General features: G+C 74.0%; 10 protein-coding genes. 5 read left to right on the forward strand and 5 right to left on the reverse strand.

The genetic code is table 11. The features are described from left to right. Nucleotides 1–944: 944 nt before the first annotated feature. The 3 genes from KMS84_RS06875 (at nucleotide 945) to KMS84_RS06885 (ending at nucleotide 4151) form a co-directional block, all read left to right on the forward strand. On the forward strand, nucleotides 945–1898 hold the full coding sequence (locus tag KMS84_RS06875; protein WP_256915171.1) for a cyclase family protein: 954 nt from the start codon (nucleotides 945–947) through the stop codon (nucleotides 1896–1898). A gap of 59 nt (nucleotides 1899–1957) precedes the next feature. Continuing rightward, nucleotides 1958–2443 (forward strand): gluconokinase, encoded by a 486-nt coding sequence (locus tag KMS84_RS06880; protein ID WP_256915172.1) that lies wholly within the window; start codon nucleotides 1958–1960, stop codon nucleotides 2441–2443. Nucleotides 2444–2570: 127 nt separating this feature from the next. Next, nucleotides 2571–4151 carry a GMC family oxidoreductase gene (locus tag KMS84_RS06885; protein ID WP_256915173.1) on the forward strand — a complete coding sequence of 527 codons (1581 nt, stop codon included), beginning with the start codon at nucleotides 2571–2573 and terminating at the stop codon, nucleotides 4149–4151. Between the two features lie 66 nt (nucleotides 4152–4217). Here KMS84_RS06885 and KMS84_RS06890 read toward each other — a convergent pair whose 3' ends face one another. From KMS84_RS06890 to KMS84_RS06900, 3 genes are all read right to left on the reverse strand, one after another. Further along, nucleotides 4218–5261: a cytochrome d ubiquinol oxidase subunit II gene (locus KMS84_RS06890; protein ID WP_256915174.1), complete on the reverse strand. Its 1044-nt coding sequence runs from the start codon at nucleotides 5259–5261 to the stop codon at nucleotides 4218–4220. Further along, nucleotides 5258–6742, reverse strand: a complete 1485-nt coding sequence (locus tag KMS84_RS06895; RefSeq protein WP_256915175.1) for a cytochrome ubiquinol oxidase subunit I — start codon at nucleotides 6740–6742, stop codon at nucleotides 5258–5260. Before KMS84_RS06895 ends, KMS84_RS06890 begins: the two co-directional genes overlap by 4 nt. Nucleotides 6743–7052: 310 nt before the next feature. After that, nucleotides 7053–7892 (reverse strand): SDR family oxidoreductase, encoded by an 840-nt coding sequence (locus tag KMS84_RS06900; protein ID WP_256915293.1) that lies wholly within the window; start codon nucleotides 7890–7892, stop codon nucleotides 7053–7055. 351 nt (nucleotides 7893–8243) lie between these two features. On the opposite strand from KMS84_RS06900, the gene KMS84_RS06905 reads away from it, so the two are divergent. Further along, entirely contained in the window at nucleotides 8244–8795 is a 552-nt protein-coding gene (locus KMS84_RS06905) for a COG4315 family predicted lipoprotein (protein WP_256915176.1), read from the forward strand. A gap of 147 nt (nucleotides 8796–8942) precedes the next feature. On the opposite strand, the gene KMS84_RS06910 is transcribed toward KMS84_RS06905, so the two are convergent. Both KMS84_RS06910 and KMS84_RS06915 read right to left on the reverse strand, forming a co-directional pair. Next, entirely contained in the window at nucleotides 8943–10487 is a 1545-nt protein-coding gene (locus tag KMS84_RS06910; RefSeq protein WP_256915177.1) for an FG-GAP-like repeat-containing protein, read from the reverse strand. A gap of 82 nt (nucleotides 10488–10569) precedes the next feature. Further along, a complete protein-coding gene (locus KMS84_RS06915; RefSeq protein WP_256915178.1) occupies nucleotides 10570–11115 on the reverse strand; it encodes a hypothetical protein in 546 nt (181 codons plus the stop codon). Nucleotides 11116–11649: 534 nt separating this feature from the next. Between KMS84_RS06915 and KMS84_RS06920 the strand changes: the two genes are divergently transcribed. Beyond that, nucleotides 11650–15018 carry an ALF repeat-containing protein gene (locus KMS84_RS06920; RefSeq protein WP_256915179.1) on the forward strand — a complete coding sequence of 1123 codons (3369 nt, stop codon included), beginning with the start codon at nucleotides 11650–11652 and terminating at the stop codon, nucleotides 15016–15018. The last annotated feature ends 47 nt before the right edge of the window (nucleotides 15019–15065 follow it).

Consider the following 15065-nt stretch of genomic DNA (forward strand, 5'->3'; position numbering starts at 1 on the left):
AGTGGGGGGGAACGAACGGGGGCGTGCCGACCCGCGCCGCGCCCGGCCGGGTCGAGGGGGCGCCCGGTCCGCGGTCTCGGGGCGGCGCGGTGGCGGCCGGGCGCGGGCCTCCCGTCCGGAGCGTGCGGCCCCTCGCTGTCCCGGTCAAGCACGACACGTCACCGCCGGCGGGATCGCCGGGCAGCTTCGCCCGCCGGGGCCAGCGGCAGGCGCCGACGGCATGGCACGGTGCTCGCGTCGTCGCTCCGGGTCCGCGACGGCGACGCCATCCGCATCCGCGCCGGGCAGCTCCGGCGCACCGGCCGCGGCGGCCGCGGTCCGGGGGGCGACCCGCCGGACCTCGATCGCCGGCGCGCCCCGCCGGGGCCGTCGGACCGACGGCGCGCGGAACCCGGGCTCCGCCTCCCCTTCACGGGCGAGAGCTGGGCACAGGGCCGCGGGCGGCCGTCGCGAAGCCGGAGCATCGCGCCTCGGGCGGCCCCTCCGGCTTCCGCCGGGAACACCTGGCGGCGTGTGGGGCCCGACCCCGGGGCGTCGGCAAGCCCGGTGCGCCGCCCCGCGTCCCGCCGCCGCGCACCCCGCTCCCCCGACGCCGTACATCGCGCCGCGGGCCCCCTCCGGAGGCCGCCGGGAACAGCCGGCCGTGGGGGCGCACCACCCGCGCGCGTCCACCGGCCCGATACGCCGTTCCGCCCCCGCGCGGCCTCCGTGGCCCGGATCGCGCCCGGCGCGCAGGGACCGGCGTCGTGGCCGATAGTGGTCGCAGGGGCCCCTCTCCGACCTCTCGGAGCTTCCATGGATCGCTGCCCGCCTCCCGCCGGACACGGCCCGGCCGGCCCGGCGCGGCTCTCCGCGCGCGAGCGGACCCCCGTCCGGCCCGTGACCGGCGGTCCGGCCCGGCGCTCGGCGCCCGGCCGGGGCGGCGCGGTGACGGGGGCCGGGCCGTGACGGGCCGGTCCCGCCCGGCGTCGCCGGCCGCGCCGCCCCGGCTGACCGGGGCCGACTTCGACGCGCTGTACCGACGGCTCCTCGCGCGCTCCGGCTGGGCCTCGGGCGGCCGGGGCGCCCTGGAGGCGCTCACTCCCGCCCGGGTGGCGGCCGCCGCGCAGGAGGTGCGGACCGGCCGGACGGTGACGCTCGCGGCGCCGGTGGAGACCCGGCCCGGCCCGGACAACCCGACGCCCGCGAAGCACCGGATGAGCGGCCGGCCGGGCGAAGACGTCCCCGACGGACTGCACTTCGCGCGCGACAGCTTCGCGATGAACGTGCACGGCGACGCCGACAGCCATCTCGACGCCCTGTGCCATGTCATCTACGACGGCACGCTGCACGGCGGTGTGCCCGCGAGCCGTGTCACCGCGGGCGGCGCCACCGCGCTCTCCCTGGACGCCGTCCGCGACGGGATCGTCGGGCGCGGGGTGCTGCTGGACGTTCCGCGGCTGCGCGGCGTGCCCTGGCTCGAACCCGGCGACCACGTGACGGCCGACGACCTGAGCGCCGCCGAGACCGCCCAGGGCGTGCGCGTGCGGGAGGGCGACCTCCTCCTCGTCCGGGTGGGCCACCGCAGGCGCCGCATCGCACTGGGCGCGTGGGAGACGGCGAGCCGTCGGGCCGGACTCCATCCGACGGCGCTGGAGTTCCTCGCGGACCGGCGGGTCGCCGTGCTCGGCGGGGACGGGAACAACGACACGGCGCCCAGTTCCACCGACGGCGTCGACTTCCCCGTGCACGTCCTGGCGATCCACGCCATGGGCCTCCACCTGCTGGACTACCTGGAGTTCGAGGACCTCGCGGGGGCGTGCGAGGCGGAGGGCCGGTGGTCGTTCCTCTGCGTGATCGCCCCGCTCAGGCTGCCGGACGCCACCGGCTCCCCGGTCAACCCGATCGCCGTGCTGTGATCCCCGACCCGGAGGTTCGCCCGAGCACGACCGGCCCGTCGCCGCCGGTCGTGGTGGTCATGGGCGTTGCGGGGTCGGGCAAGTCCACCGTGGGGCGGCTGCTCGCGCGGCGGCTCGGCGTCCCCTTCGTGGAGGCGGACGACGTCCACCCGGCCGCGAACCGCGCCAAGATGGCCGCGGGCCACCCGCTCGACGACGAGGACCGCCGGCCGTGGCTGCTGGCCGTCGCCGCCCTGATCCGCGAGGCGACCGAGGGCGGCCGTGGCGCCGTGCTGGCCTGCTCGGCCCTCAAGCACGCCTACCGGGACCTGTTCCGGCGGGCGGGCGCCCGCACCTGGTTCCTGTACCTGGCGCTCGACGGGGAGACGGCCGCCCGACGGGTCGCGGGCCGCGCGGGCCACTTCATGCCGGCCCTGCTGGTGGGCTCCCAGTACGCCGCCCTCGAACCGCTGCGGCCCGACGAGCGCGGCCTCACCGTCGACGCGGCGGCCGACGCCCGGACCATCGTCGACGAGGCCGAGCGGGCCCTGCGGGAGAGCGGGTGACGGGACGTCCGCTCCGCGCCCCGGTCGCCGCCGCCCCGCCCAGCCGTTACGTTGGAGACCGGCAGGAACATCCCTCCGGGCGGGTGCCGTGCGCAGGACGGCGGACGACTCGTGGAACGGGGCGGTCATGGCCGACGATCAGCACTACGACGTCATCGTCATCGGTTCGGGAGCGGGCGGCGGCACACTCGCCCACCGGCTGGCCCCCACCGGCAAACGGGTCCTGATCCTGGAGCGCGGCGGCTATCTGCCCCGGGAGCGCGACAACTGGGACTCCACCGCCGTCTTCGTCAAGGGCAAGTACCGGGCCCCGGAGTTCTGGTACGACCGGCACGGCAACCGGTTCGCGCCCGAGGTCAACTACTACGTCGGCGGCAACACCAAGTTCTACGGCGCCGCGCTCTTCCGGCTCCGTCCCGAGGACTTCGGCGCACTGCGCCATCACGACGGCGTGTCCCCGGCGTGGCCGATCCGCTACGAGGACCTGGAGCCGTACTACACCGAGGCCGAGCACCTCTACCTGGTGCACGGCCGGCACGGCGAGGATCCCACCGCGGGGCCCGCCGGCGCGCAGTACGCCTACCCGCCGGTCGAGCACGAGCCGCGCATCCAGCAGCTCAGCGACGATCTCGGCAAGGCCGGCCTGCATCCCTTCCACCTGCCGATCGGCGTCGACCTGGCCCAGGACGAGCACGGCCGGGCCGCGCACGACAGCGTCTGCATCCGCTGCGACCGGGTCGACGGCTTTCCCTGCCCGCTCGGCGCGAAGTCGGACGCCCAGGTGATCTGCGTCGACCCGGCGCTGCGGCACGACAACGTCACGATGGTGACCGGCGCCCGTGTGCGGCGCCTGCGGACCGATCCGACCGGACGCACCGTCACCCGCGTCGTCGCCGAACTCGGGGACGGCACGACCGAGGAGTTCGCCGCCGACATCGTGGTGCTGGCCGCCGGCGCGGTCAACTCCGCAGTTCTGCTGCTGCGTTCGGCCGACGACCGGCATCCCGGCGGCCTCGCCAACAGCTCGGACGTGGTGGGACGCCACTACATGCGGCACAACAACCTGGCGCTGATGGCGGTGTCGAAGGAACCGAACCCCACGCGGTTCCAGAAGACCCTCGCGCTGAACGACTGGTACCTGGGCGCGGACGACTGGGACTACCCGCTCGGCGGCGTCCAGATGCTCGGCAAGTCGGACGCCGACCAGATCCACGGCGAGGCGCCGCGCTGGGCCGGCGCCGTCATGCCCGACATGCCCTTCGAGGTCCTGGCGCACCACGCCGTCGACTTCTGGCTGTGCGGGGAGGACCTGCCGCTGTCCGGGAACCGGGTCACCCTGGACCGCGACGACGGCGTCCATCTCGCCCTCGACGAGAAGAACAACATCGCCGGGCTCAAGCGCCTCCAGCACAAACTGCGGGGCATGCTCGGGCAGTTGGGCATGCACGAGCACCATCTGCTGGATCACAGCATCTACCTGCACAAGGGCATGCCCATCGGCGCCACGGCGCACCAGGCCGGCACCGTGCGGTTCGGCGACGACCCCCGCAGTTCGGCGCTGGACGTCCACTGCAAGGCCCACGACGTCGACAACCTCTACGTCGTCGACACCAGCTTCTTCCCGAGCATCGGCGCGGTGAACCCGTCGCTGACCGCCATCGCGAACGCCCTGCGGGTGGGCGACCACATCGCCGAGCGGCTGCGCTGACCCCGGGCCCGCCCGTCCGCACGGACCGGCCGGGGCAGGGCGGTCGGGGGCAGGGCGGGCGGCCGTCTAGGCGTCGTCGCCGGGCGCCGGGGCGGCCCCGGTGTCGGCGTCGGTGAGCTCCTCCAGCTCGCCCATCGTGTCGAGCCGGTAGAGCAGCACCAGCGCCGGCCCCACCAGCACGACCGCGACGGCCGTGACGATCATCAGCCAGCGCATGGTGGGGGCGGCCCCGGCCGCCTCGGTCACCGTCAGCGTGGTCGGCAGCGCGTAGGGGCGCTGCGCGAGGCCCCACGCGCCGACGGTCAGGGCGACGCTCGCCACCGACGTGTACCGGGACCAGCCGAACGACCGTCGCCACACGAGCACCACCGTGGCGGCGCCGCAGACCGCGGCCACGGCGATCAGCAGCAGGCCCGCGCCCGAGGTGAGGCCGTCCCAGACATGGCGGGCGTCGTCGCGGGTGACGGGCAGGGCGATCAGCGCGAGGACGACGACCGCGGCGAAGGCGATCACCGCCCGCAGCCGGAAGTAGTCGGCGAGGCCGGGCTCGCCGAACCGCCGGGCGTCGGAGCACAGGAAGACCGCCCCGAGGAACGCGGTGGCGGCGATCGCCAGCAGCCCGGTGAGGACGGAGGTCGGGTTGGCCCAGGCGTCCGCGGAGGCGGGCGTGCCGACCCGGACCCGGCCGGAGGCGACGCCGCCGAGCACCGCCCCGAGGAAGAACGGCGTCACCAGGGAGGAGACGGCGAACATCGCCCCGTAGACCCGTCGCCGGGCCAGTCGGTGGGCGGGCTTGCGCAGGGCGAACCCGGCGCCGCGCAGGACCAGGCCGACGGCCGCCAGCGCCAGGGGCAGCCACATCGCGGAGAACACGGCCTGGAACAGCGTCGGGAATCCGGTCCACATGACGACCAGGACGAAGATCAACCAGACGTTGTTGGCCTCCCAGACCGGGGCCATGGCCCGGTCGATCAGCCGGCGCGGCCCCCTGCCGCGCTCGGTGCCGCCGGCCATGAGGTCCCAGAATCCCGCGCCGTAGTCGGTGCCGCCGGCGCAGGCGTAGGCGGCGATCGCGAGGACCATGACCCAGGCGACGAGGTCGGCCGTCATGACGCGCCCCCGGAGGTCCCGCCGGACCGGCCGCCGGAGGCGGTCCCGGCGGCCGGTGGGCCGGTCTCGTTCCGGGGCCCGTAGGGGGTGTCGGCCTCCGGCGGCAGGTCGGCGCCGCCCGGTGAGCCCGCGTCGGCGATGCGCCAGCGGGTGCGCATCTTCAGGATGACGGCGAGGAAGGAGCCGAAGACGGCCGCGTACACCACGACGACGATGCCGAGCATGGCCCACAGGGATCCGGCGTGGGTCGAGGTCACCGCCTCCGAGACCCGCATCCGGCGGTAGACGATCCAGGGCTGCCGGCCGACCTCCGTGGTGATCCACCCGCACTCGACCGTGACGAGACAGGCGGCCCCGGCGAGCGCGGCGCAGCGGTAGAACCAGCGGCTGCCGGGGTTGTCCCGGCGCCGCCACCAGGACCAGGCGTACCAGAGCGCGAGGAGGATGAGCAGGCTGCCGATGGTGACCATGATGTCGAACGCCCAGTGGGCGATGGTGGCCTGGAGGACGGTGGGGCGGTCGGAGGCGGGCACCGAGGTCAGTCCCGTCACCTTCGTGCTGGGCGAGAACCCGGCGAGGATCGAGTCCAGTTGCGGGATCCTGATGCCGCCGGAGATCGTGCCGTCGCTGTTCAGCCGCCCGAACATGTACTCGGGCACATGGGTGCCGGTCTTCCAGACGATCTCGGTGGCCGCGAACTTGACCGGCTGTTTGTGGAAGACCGCGCGGGCGGCGGAGTCGCCGAGCATGAACTGGACGGGGGTCAGGATCGCGGCGACCGTGAACGGCAGGGTGAAGCCGAGCCGGTGGTAGCGGTCGCGGCGCCCGCGCAGCCAGCCCGTCGCGTACACGCCGGCGACCACGTATCCGGCGGTGAGGAGCATCGCGACGACGAAGTGCCAGTACTCGGGGCCGAACATCGGTGTGAAGATCGCCTGCCGTACGTCGACGTCGACGGGGTCGCCCTGGGCGTCGAGGCCGAACCCCTGCGGGGTGTTCATCCAGGAGTTGGCCGCGATGATGCCGAACGCCCCCATCAGGGCGGCCGCCGGCAGCGGCACGGCGAGCCAGAAGTGCGTCCAGGGCTTGAGGCGGCGCCAGCCGTAGAGGTAGATCGCGATCAGGACGGCCTCCAGGAAGAACGCCCACGCCTCGACGCCGAACCCGAGGCCGAAGACGTCTCCCCAGCGGCCCATCATGCCGGGCCACAGCAGGCCGAACTCGAAGGACAGCACGGTGCCGGTGACGATGCCGACGGCGAACTGGACGGCCATCACCGCCGACCAGCGCCGCGCGAGGGCGAGCGCGACGGGGTCGTCGCGGCGCAGCGCCCGGTGGTGCATGAGCAGCGTGATGAACGGCAGGGCGACGCCGAAGGGCACCAGCAGGATGTGGGAGGCCAGGGTGAAGGCCATCAGCTCCCGCGCGGGCAGGAGCCGGTCCGGTGTGCTGTTCGCCAGCAGAGCGACGGTGCTGAGCATGTGCGCCTCGATGGTCTGCCCTGCGAAGCGGCGGGGCTGGGGAGGGACAGGAGGGGGAGGGCCGCCGCCCGGGTCCCGCGGCGGCCGGGCGCGGTCCGCGGCCCCGGCTGCCGCCGCCCACCGGACGGCGCGGCCTCGCCCGCCCGGTCGGGGCGACCGGCGACGCGACCGGACGACGCGCGTACGACAGCGGGTGCACGGGCGACGCCGCCCGAGCGAACCTCCCCCGCCGGGAGGCGTCGCCCGGCGGGTGGCGGCGCAAGGCCGGCAGCGCGGTCCGGCGGACCGGACGCGCGTGCGCGCCGGCGGATCAGCCCCCGGTGGCGAAGCCGGGGAAGAGCGTCATCCCGCCGTCGACGTACAAGGTGGCGCCGACGACGTAGTCGAGCAGGTCGGAGGCCAGCGCGACGACGGCGTTGGCGATGTCGTCCGGGTCGCCCACCCGCCGGTACGGGATCAGGCGCAGCAGGTCCGCCTCGGCCTCCGGGGTGGACCAGGCGTCGCGGTTGATCGGCGTGCGGATGGCTCCGGGGGCGACCGCGTTGACCCTGATCCGCTGCGGGGCCAGCTCCTGGGCGAGGGTCTGCATCAGCATGCCCACGCCGCCCTTGGAGGAGGCGTAGTTGACGTGCCCCGCCCACGGGACGATCTGGTGGACCGAGCTCATACAGATGATCTTCCCGGCCGACCGGGAGACCTCCTCCACCACCCCGCGCCGCAGGAACTCCTTGGCGGCCTCGCGCGCGCACAGGAACTGGCCGGTGAGGTTGACGTCGATGACCTTCTGCCACTGGGCGAGCGTCATCTGCGTGAGCGCCGCGTCCCGCTGGAGGCCCGCGTTGGCCACCATGACGTCGATCGTGCCGAACTCCTCGACCATCCGGGCGACCATGGCGGTCACCTGGTCCTCGTCGGACACGTCGGCCTCGTGGGCGTAGGCGCGGACCCCGAAGCCCTCGATCTGCTTCACGACGTCCTCGGCCTCGCTCGCGCCGGCGACGTAGTTGACCACGACGTCCGCCCCGGCCCGGCCCAGCGCGACCGCGGTCGCCAGACCGATGCCCGAGTTGGCGCCCGTCACCAGCGCCTTCTGCCCCTTGAGGAGCTGCGCGGCCAGCGGCCCACGGTTCTTGTCGGCGTTCTCTGCCACCACGAACTCTCCTTCTGCCTTGCGGACGGCAGCCCTCGGCGGCCGGACGACCGCGCGGGACGGCTGGACGTCGCCCGGCCCGTCAGCACGGGCCCGGGAGCCGTCGCGTACCCGGCTCCCCGACGAAAGCACCCCGCGCCGGGAGGCGAACGGACCGGCGCGCAACGCGTCCGCACTTCGACCGGACGCGTCACACGGCCGGGCTAAGTACGACAGCGGCAAGATTGAACAAAAGGGCGATATCAGACGTATTCACCTACGGGTCCGTCCGCCCGTGACGGCGCCCACGGAAGGAGGCCCGGAAGAAGCCCTGAACCGAGCAGCCCAGCAGTCCAGCGGAAGAAGAACGCCATGCACCGCGCCGCCACCATCGCAGCGGCCGCGACCGTCCTCGCGGCCCTCGCCGCCGGATGCGGAAGCTCCGGCACCTCCGGCTCCTCGTCCACCCCCGGCAGCTCGTCGCCCCCGGCCGCCGGCTCGGCGCCCGCCACCGGCGGATCGGGCACGCTACAGGCGCGCACCACGTCCCTCGGCCGCATCCTCGTCGATGGGTCGGGCCGCACCCTGTACCTGTTCGAGGCCGACACCGGCGCCACCTCGCACTGCTACGGCGGCTGCGCCCAGGCATGGCCGCCCGACACCACCACCGGCCACCCGAGCGCCCACGGCCTGAACGCCGCCCTGGTCGGCACGACCGCCCGCAACGACCACACCACCCAGGTCACCTACGACGGCCACCCCCTCTACCGCTTCGCCGAGGACGCCAAGCCCGGCGACACGGCAGGCCAGGGCAGCACCGCGTTCGGCGGCGCCTGGTACGTCCTCGGTCCCGACGGCGCCCCGGTCACCGCCCCCGCCCCGAGCTCCTCGACCACCGGCCCGGGCGGCGGCAACGGTTACTGACACCGCGAGACCGCCGCGCGGGCGACCCCGGTCCACGCCCACCGTCGGCCGCGACGCCCGAGGCCCGCTCCCGATCGGCCGGGGCGGGCTCGGTGCACGTCGGAAAGAGCGACCCGACGGCGGGGCGGCGGTCGGCCGCGTCGGTCGTCAGATCACGCGGTACGGGCCCCAGCCGCTGCCGGCCTGGTAGCGGGCGCCGAGCGTCTCCATGCCGGACTTTCCGGTGCCGGGGTAGACCCACAGCGTGCCGTCGGAGGCCTGGCGGGACAGGACGTCGGTGAGCCCGTCGCCGTTGAAGTCGCCGGTGCGGATGACGTCCTGGCTCTTCCAGCCCGTGCCGACCTGGTACCGGGTGCCGAGGGTGCTCATGCCGGGCTTGCCGGTGCCGGGGTAGACCCACAGCGTGCCGTCGGAGGCCTGGCGGGACAGGACGTCGGTGCGGCCGTCGTTGTCGAGGTCGCCGGTGGTGATGACGTCCTGGCTCTTCCAGCCCGTGCCGACCTGGTAGCGAGTGCCGAGCGTCTCCATGCCGGGCTTGCCGGTGCCCGGGTAGACCCACAGCGTGCCGTCCGAGGCCTGACGGGACAGGACGTCGGTGAGCCCGTCGCCGTTGAGGTCGCCGGTGCGCATGACGTCCTGGCTCTTCCAGCCCGTGCCGACCTGGTAGCGGGTGGCGAAGGCCTCCATGCCGGTCTTCCCGGAGTTGGGGTAGACCCAGAACGTGCCGTCGGACGCCTGGCGGGACAGGAGGTCGCCGAGGCCGTCGTTGTTGAGGTCGCCGATGGTGACGGCGTCCTGGCTCTGCCAGCTGGTGCCGACCTGGAAGCGGGTGCCGAAGGTGCTGCCGGTCGCCCTTCCGGTGCCGGGATAGACCCACAGGATGCCGTCGTCCTTGACGGCCGCGATGTCGGCCTTGCCGTCGCCGGTGACGTCGTCCGGGTTGCGGGAGAGGGCGTGCGCGACCCAGTCCCCGATGTCGTCGACCCGGGTGTCGACGGCGCCGGTACGCGTCTCGGCCGGGTCCATGCCGAGGCATCCGCCCTGCCAGGAGCGGGAGTTGACGGCGACGAGTTCGGTGACACCGTCGACGGTGCGCAGGGCGGGACCGCCGGCGTCGCCCTTGCAGACGGTCGCGGTGGCGGAGCCGTCGAGGTCCACCGTCGTGGCCGCCGTGGAGGCGACGGTGAACGTGCCGGTGTGGAGCCGGTCGGGCACCCACTCGGTCCTGGTGCGCCCGAACCCGGCGCTCACCAGCTCCTCCCCCGCGGCGGCGGGCGTGGTCGCGAGCCGGACGGGCGTGACGGCGGGGTCGGTGACCTTGGCCGCGAGCCTGACGAGCACCAGATCCCGGTCGGCGTGCGGGACGAGCCGTACGGCCGACAGGACGGTGGCGCCGGCCTGGGTCAGGTCGGCGCGGCCGACGGTGACGGTGGTGGGGACGGCGGGTCTGCCCGCGGGGGGCTTGCCGTCCGCGGCGAAGCAGGTCGCGGCCGTGAGGACCCACTGCGGGTCGACGAGCGTGCCGGTGCAGGCACTCTGCTCACCGACGTTGATCTTCGCGACGTAGTTCAGCTGGGCGGGCGCCTCGGGTCCGGCGAGCGCGCCGGCGGGGACGGAGGTCAGCACGAAGGGAGCCGCGACGAGGCCGGCGGCCAGCACGGAGAGACGGGGGCGTCCGGAGAGGTGCGTCAACGTGGGTTCCTAGTCACGAGGGCCGCGCGGCCGGTGGGCGCCGGTCCGCACAGCGGTGGGCATGCGGGGTGTCGGCCTGCGGCTACTTGGAGGACCTGATCTCGACGAGCAGGTGCTCGCGGCCCTCCGGGTCCGCGGTCTCGCCCACCGCCGTCCAGGTGTTCTTGGCGACGTCGAACGACTTCTCCTCGGCGCCCACGGTCATGTCGACGGCGGTCGTGTAGTCGTTGCCCTTGATCGCGTACACGGCGGTGATCTCCATGGTCAGCCAGCCGGAGTTGCCCACCACCCTGAAGCAGATCCGGTCCGCCCTGTTGCGCGCCATGATCTCCAGAAGACCGGTGCCGCTCGCGCAGTCGGCGAGGGTGATGTGCCCGTCGCCGCGCTTGAGGACGATCTTCTTCTCGGCCAGGATCTTGTCCGCGCCCGGGTAGTCGAAGGTCTCCACCGCGTACCCGGGGGCGCCGTCCACGACGAGTTCGGTGGGGTTCGCCTCCTGCGACGACCGGCCGGGAAGCCCGGCCGTCACCGTGATCCAGGCCAGGGCGCCGACCGCGGCCACGCCAAGTGCGCGCCGCGCGAGCCGCCGGCGCTGCGGTGTCGCGGGCGTTTCGCTGTATTTCCTCATCGCATCCCCAAGTTCGTCGCTGACGGCCGGACGTTCGTCACCGGGCGCGCATTCGGGTACGCGGGAATGCGAAATCGACATCACTCCGCAGGGAATGCCCCGACTCCCTTGTAAAGCAATCCCCTTGCCTCTCGAAGCGAGAGGTTCCCCCGACTCGGCGATCGTCATCCGCTTTGCCATACCAACACGAGGCGCGTCGCAAGGTCGAGGGAATAAAGCCACGCATCACGCGACATTCCGCATGACGATCCAGTGACCTCCGTCACACGTCACAGAGGTTGCCCGGAAGAATGCCGAGGACATGCGGATCGTCCCTGATGTGCCATCAGAGAGGTTACGTCCAAAGGTCGTTGAAATATTGATGGCTTTAACTGGCCTTTTTTATCAGAGCAGTTGTCAGGGGTCGGCACTACAATTACCGCCGCCGATAAGCCACTTCGCACTGCGTGGCACTCCATCCCACGGGTAGGTCGGATTCGCCCTCACCTCGAGGCCCGGCACGCCCCGTCGACAGCCCACGAGGACGAATCTCCCATGCAGACAGTTTTCTGGAGCCGACGCCGCGTGCTCGGTGCGCTCGCCGCCACCACCGCCGCAGCCTCCACGCCTTCGCTGCTCGTCGCCCCGGTCGCCGCCGCCGCGGACGGCACACCGCCCGACCCGGTCCCGCTGCCGGACACCGAGCGGGCGAAAGCGGTCAAGGCCTGGATCTCGGGCGGAAGAGGCGTCAAGGCCGCGGCCGCCGTGGCTCTCAGCGGCACCGACGGCGAGATCCGGGCCTTCCTCGACGAAACGCTGCCGCTCCAGAGGGTGCAGGACAACCGCGTCGCCATCGTCAGCAGCCTGGACCGCGCGGGCAAGGGCCTGCGCCGTGCGGCGGTCGCCGCCCTCGACGGCGGTGACGCCGCCATCGCCGACTTCCTGAAGGACGGCTTCAAGCCGGCCGTCCTCGAGGACCTCCAGGTGGCCACCACCATCGTGTCGGGCACCGGCGAGAAGGCGGTCCAGCGGGAGGCCACCGCCGCCCTGAACGCCGGTACCGAGGCGAACCTGATCGCCTTCCTCACCGACACCCAGTACGACGCCCGCCTCGAGGACGCCCGGGTCCAGGTCACCGCCATGCTGACGCAGGCCGGGCCGGAGGTGCGCAAGTACGCCGACCGCGCCCTCAGCGGCACCGCGTCCGACGTGGAGTGGTTCATCGAGACCGGACAGCACATCGCCCGGGCCCGGGACCAGGAGTCGGCCACGATCGAGGAGCTCGTCGCCGTCGTCGTACGGGAGGGCAAGCGGGCCGAGCGCCAGACGAACCTGGCCGTCGAGGCCTCGGCACGCGCCCAGACCGCCGCGGACAAGGCGAAGGAGGCGGCCGAGAAGGCCGCCGCCGAGGCGTCCGCCGCCAAGGAGGACGTGCAGAAGTCCGGTGCGGCCGCCCGCAAGGCGGCGTCCGCCGCGAAGGGCGCGGCCGACGCCGCCCGCAACGCCATCAACGCCTCGAACGCCGCCGTGACGGCCTCCCGCCGCGCCTCCTGGGCCGCCACCGGCGCCTCCCAGGCCGCCGCGAACGCCGGCAGCGCCGCGGCCCGCGCCTACAACGCCGCGATCGGCGCCTCCAAGGACGCCGGCAAGGCCGAGGCGGCCAAGAACGCGGCGGTGGCGGCCCGCAACGCCGCCGCCAAGGCGCGCACCGCCGCCAAGGCTGCCGACCAGGCGGCCGTCGCGGGATCCAAGGCCGCCTCCGCGGGATCCGCCGCCGCGGGCGCCGCACGCAACGCGGCGGCCGCCGCGACCGCCGCCGCCCAGGCCGGCGCCGCCGCCGGAGCCGCGCAGTCGGAGGCCGCGGAGGCCAAGCGCCAGGCGGCGATCGCCTCCAGCGCCGCGAACAGGGCCACCAACGCCGCCTCCACCGCGCAGGCCCTCGCCAACGCCGCGGCCTCCGCCGCCCGCACCGCCCGGGACGCCGCCAACTCGGCCGCGGACCACGCCGACAAGGCGGCGGCCGCCGCCGAGGAGGCCGTGAAGTACGCGGGCAAGGCCGTCGACTACGCCAACCGCTCCACCGCCTCCGCGGCCGCGGCCGTCCTGGCGGCGAACACGGCCACCAAGGCCGTCTCGGACGCCCTCGTGGTGGAGCAGAACGCGCGCAGCGCCGAGGCGCAGACGCTCGAACAGGACAAGCTTCAGGCCATCGAGGAGGTCAGGCAGCTCGCGGAGATCGAGACGAAGGAGCTGCTCGCCTATCGGAACAAGGTCGCCCAGGCCCAGCAGATCGACCAGGCGACCAGGGACCTGATCACCAGGGCCGAGCAGGCGCTGTCGTCCGGGGACATGCCGGCCGCGGCGGTCCTGGGGCGCAAGGCGGCCGTCGCCCTGCTCGACTCCCGGGGCGCCTGGACCCGGCAGGCGGCCCAGTTCGCCCTCTCCGGCTCGGACGACGACGTGTACGCCTGGATCGACCTCGACCGGGCGCTGGCCCAGGGGCAGGACGACCGCGAGACCACGCTCCACGTGGCGACGATCGCCGGCCCCAAGATCGCCGAAGCGGCCCTGGGCGCTCTGGAGAGCCCCTCGTCCAAGGCGGTCGGCGACTTCCTCACCAGCGGCATGAAGAAGGCCTCCGACGAGGACAACCGGGTGGCGATCGGCCGCATCCTGGGCTCGAAGCCCGGCAAGGCCGTCACCGCCGCCGCGAACAAGGCGCTCGACCTCAACACCACCGAGGCGCTCCAGGACTTCTTCGACCACGACTACCCCGAGGCGATCGCGGAGGACGACGCCGTCCTCACCCTCACGCTGATGAACACCGGGGGCGCCTTCACCAAGGCGTACGCGGAGGTGGCCATGGAGGGGCCCACCTGGATGCGCCGCAACTTCGTCTCCCTGGTGCAGTACCGCACGGCGCAGCTCGACCACGACACCGCCACCCATGTCGCCGCGATCCGCGGCGCCATCGCCGCCGCGGCGAAGATCGCCGAGAAGGCGCAGGAGAACGCCGCCCTCGCCTCGAAGGCGGGCGCCGACGCCCGCAACGCCGCCGCCGAGGCCAAGCAGTGGGCGGCCAAGGCGCTCGACTCCGCCGCCAAGGCCGACGACTACGCCGACGAGGCCAGACGGAACGCGGACGCCGCCGACAAGTCCGCGGCCGACGCCAAGGCGTCCGCGAGCAAGGCGAGTGCGGCGGCCTCGACCGCCCGCGGCGCCGCCCGCTCCGCGAACTACTCGGCGAACAAGGCCATGGACTCCGCCCGCTCCGCCCTCAGGTCGTCCTACAGCGCCCAGGCCTCGGCCGCCGCGGCCCGCGCTTCCTCGATCGCCGCGGGCAAGGACGCCGCGACGGCGGCCGCGGCGGCCACCGAGGCCCGGCAGATCGCCGCGACCAAGCGCGAGGCCGAGGTCAGGGCGGCGGCCGCGGCGGCCGCCGAGAAGGCCCGCCGCGAGCGGGAGGGCCGGATCGACCCGGCCGACAAGGACACCAACGACCAGATCAACCCCAACGGCACCGGCGGGGACTCCGACGAGTGGTGGAACGACGCCGGGTTCTACGCGGACGCGTTCAACGCGATCAGCGTCGGCGCCGGGTTCCTGGCCGCGGGCTGCGCCCTCGCCGCGTTCGTGTTCCCCCCGGCGGCCGCGGCGGCGGGCTTCTTCTCCGCCGTCTCGATGGGCGCCGGCGCCCTCGGCACCCTGTTCACCGGCATCGAGCACGGCTTCACCAGCGGCGAGTTCCTCGAGTCCGCCCTCGGCACCGGCCTGAGCCTGGTCACGTTCGGCCAGTCCAAGTGGATCGGCGCCGCGGACAAGGCACTCGGCGGCAAGCTCATCAAGCCCGTCGTCGGCAAGATCGCCGACGTCGGCGAGGACGTCGTCTCCGGGGCCACGAAGGTCCTGTCGTCCATCTTCTGACCCGCGTCGCGGCCCGGCCTGGCGTGCGGCCCGCCCCCGGGCCGCAC

This window comes from Streptomyces hilarionis (assembly GCF_024539675.1).
Taxonomy (GTDB): Bacteria; Actinomycetota; Actinomycetes; order Streptomycetales; family Streptomycetaceae; genus Streptomyces; species Streptomyces hilarionis.

What these genes read in the sequence shown, in the direction of transcription:
- KMS84_RS06880 (WP_256915172.1), top strand. Translation starts at nt 1,958, where the DNA reads ATGGGCGTTGCGGGGTCGGGCAAGTCCACCGTGGGGCGGCTGCTCGCG.
- KMS84_RS06885 (WP_256915173.1), top strand. Translation starts at nt 2,571, where the DNA reads ATGGCCGACGATCAGCACTACGACGTCATCGTCATCGGTTCGGGAGCG.
- KMS84_RS06890 (WP_256915174.1), bottom strand. Translation starts at nt 5,261, where the DNA reads ATGACGGCCGACCTCGTCGCCTGGGTCATGGTCCTCGCGATCGCCGCC.
- KMS84_RS06895 (WP_256915175.1), bottom strand. Translation starts at nt 6,742, where the DNA reads ATGCTCAGCACCGTCGCTCTGCTGGCGAACAGCACACCGGACCGGCTC.
- KMS84_RS06905 (WP_256915176.1), top strand. Translation starts at nt 8,244, where the DNA reads ATGCACCGCGCCGCCACCATCGCAGCGGCCGCGACCGTCCTCGCGGCC.
- KMS84_RS06915 (WP_256915178.1), bottom strand. Translation starts at nt 11,115, where the DNA reads ATGAGGAAATACAGCGAAACGCCCGCGACACCGCAGCGCCGGCGGCTC.
- KMS84_RS06920 (WP_256915179.1), top strand. Translation starts at nt 11,650, where the DNA reads ATGCAGACAGTTTTCTGGAGCCGACGCCGCGTGCTCGGTGCGCTCGCC.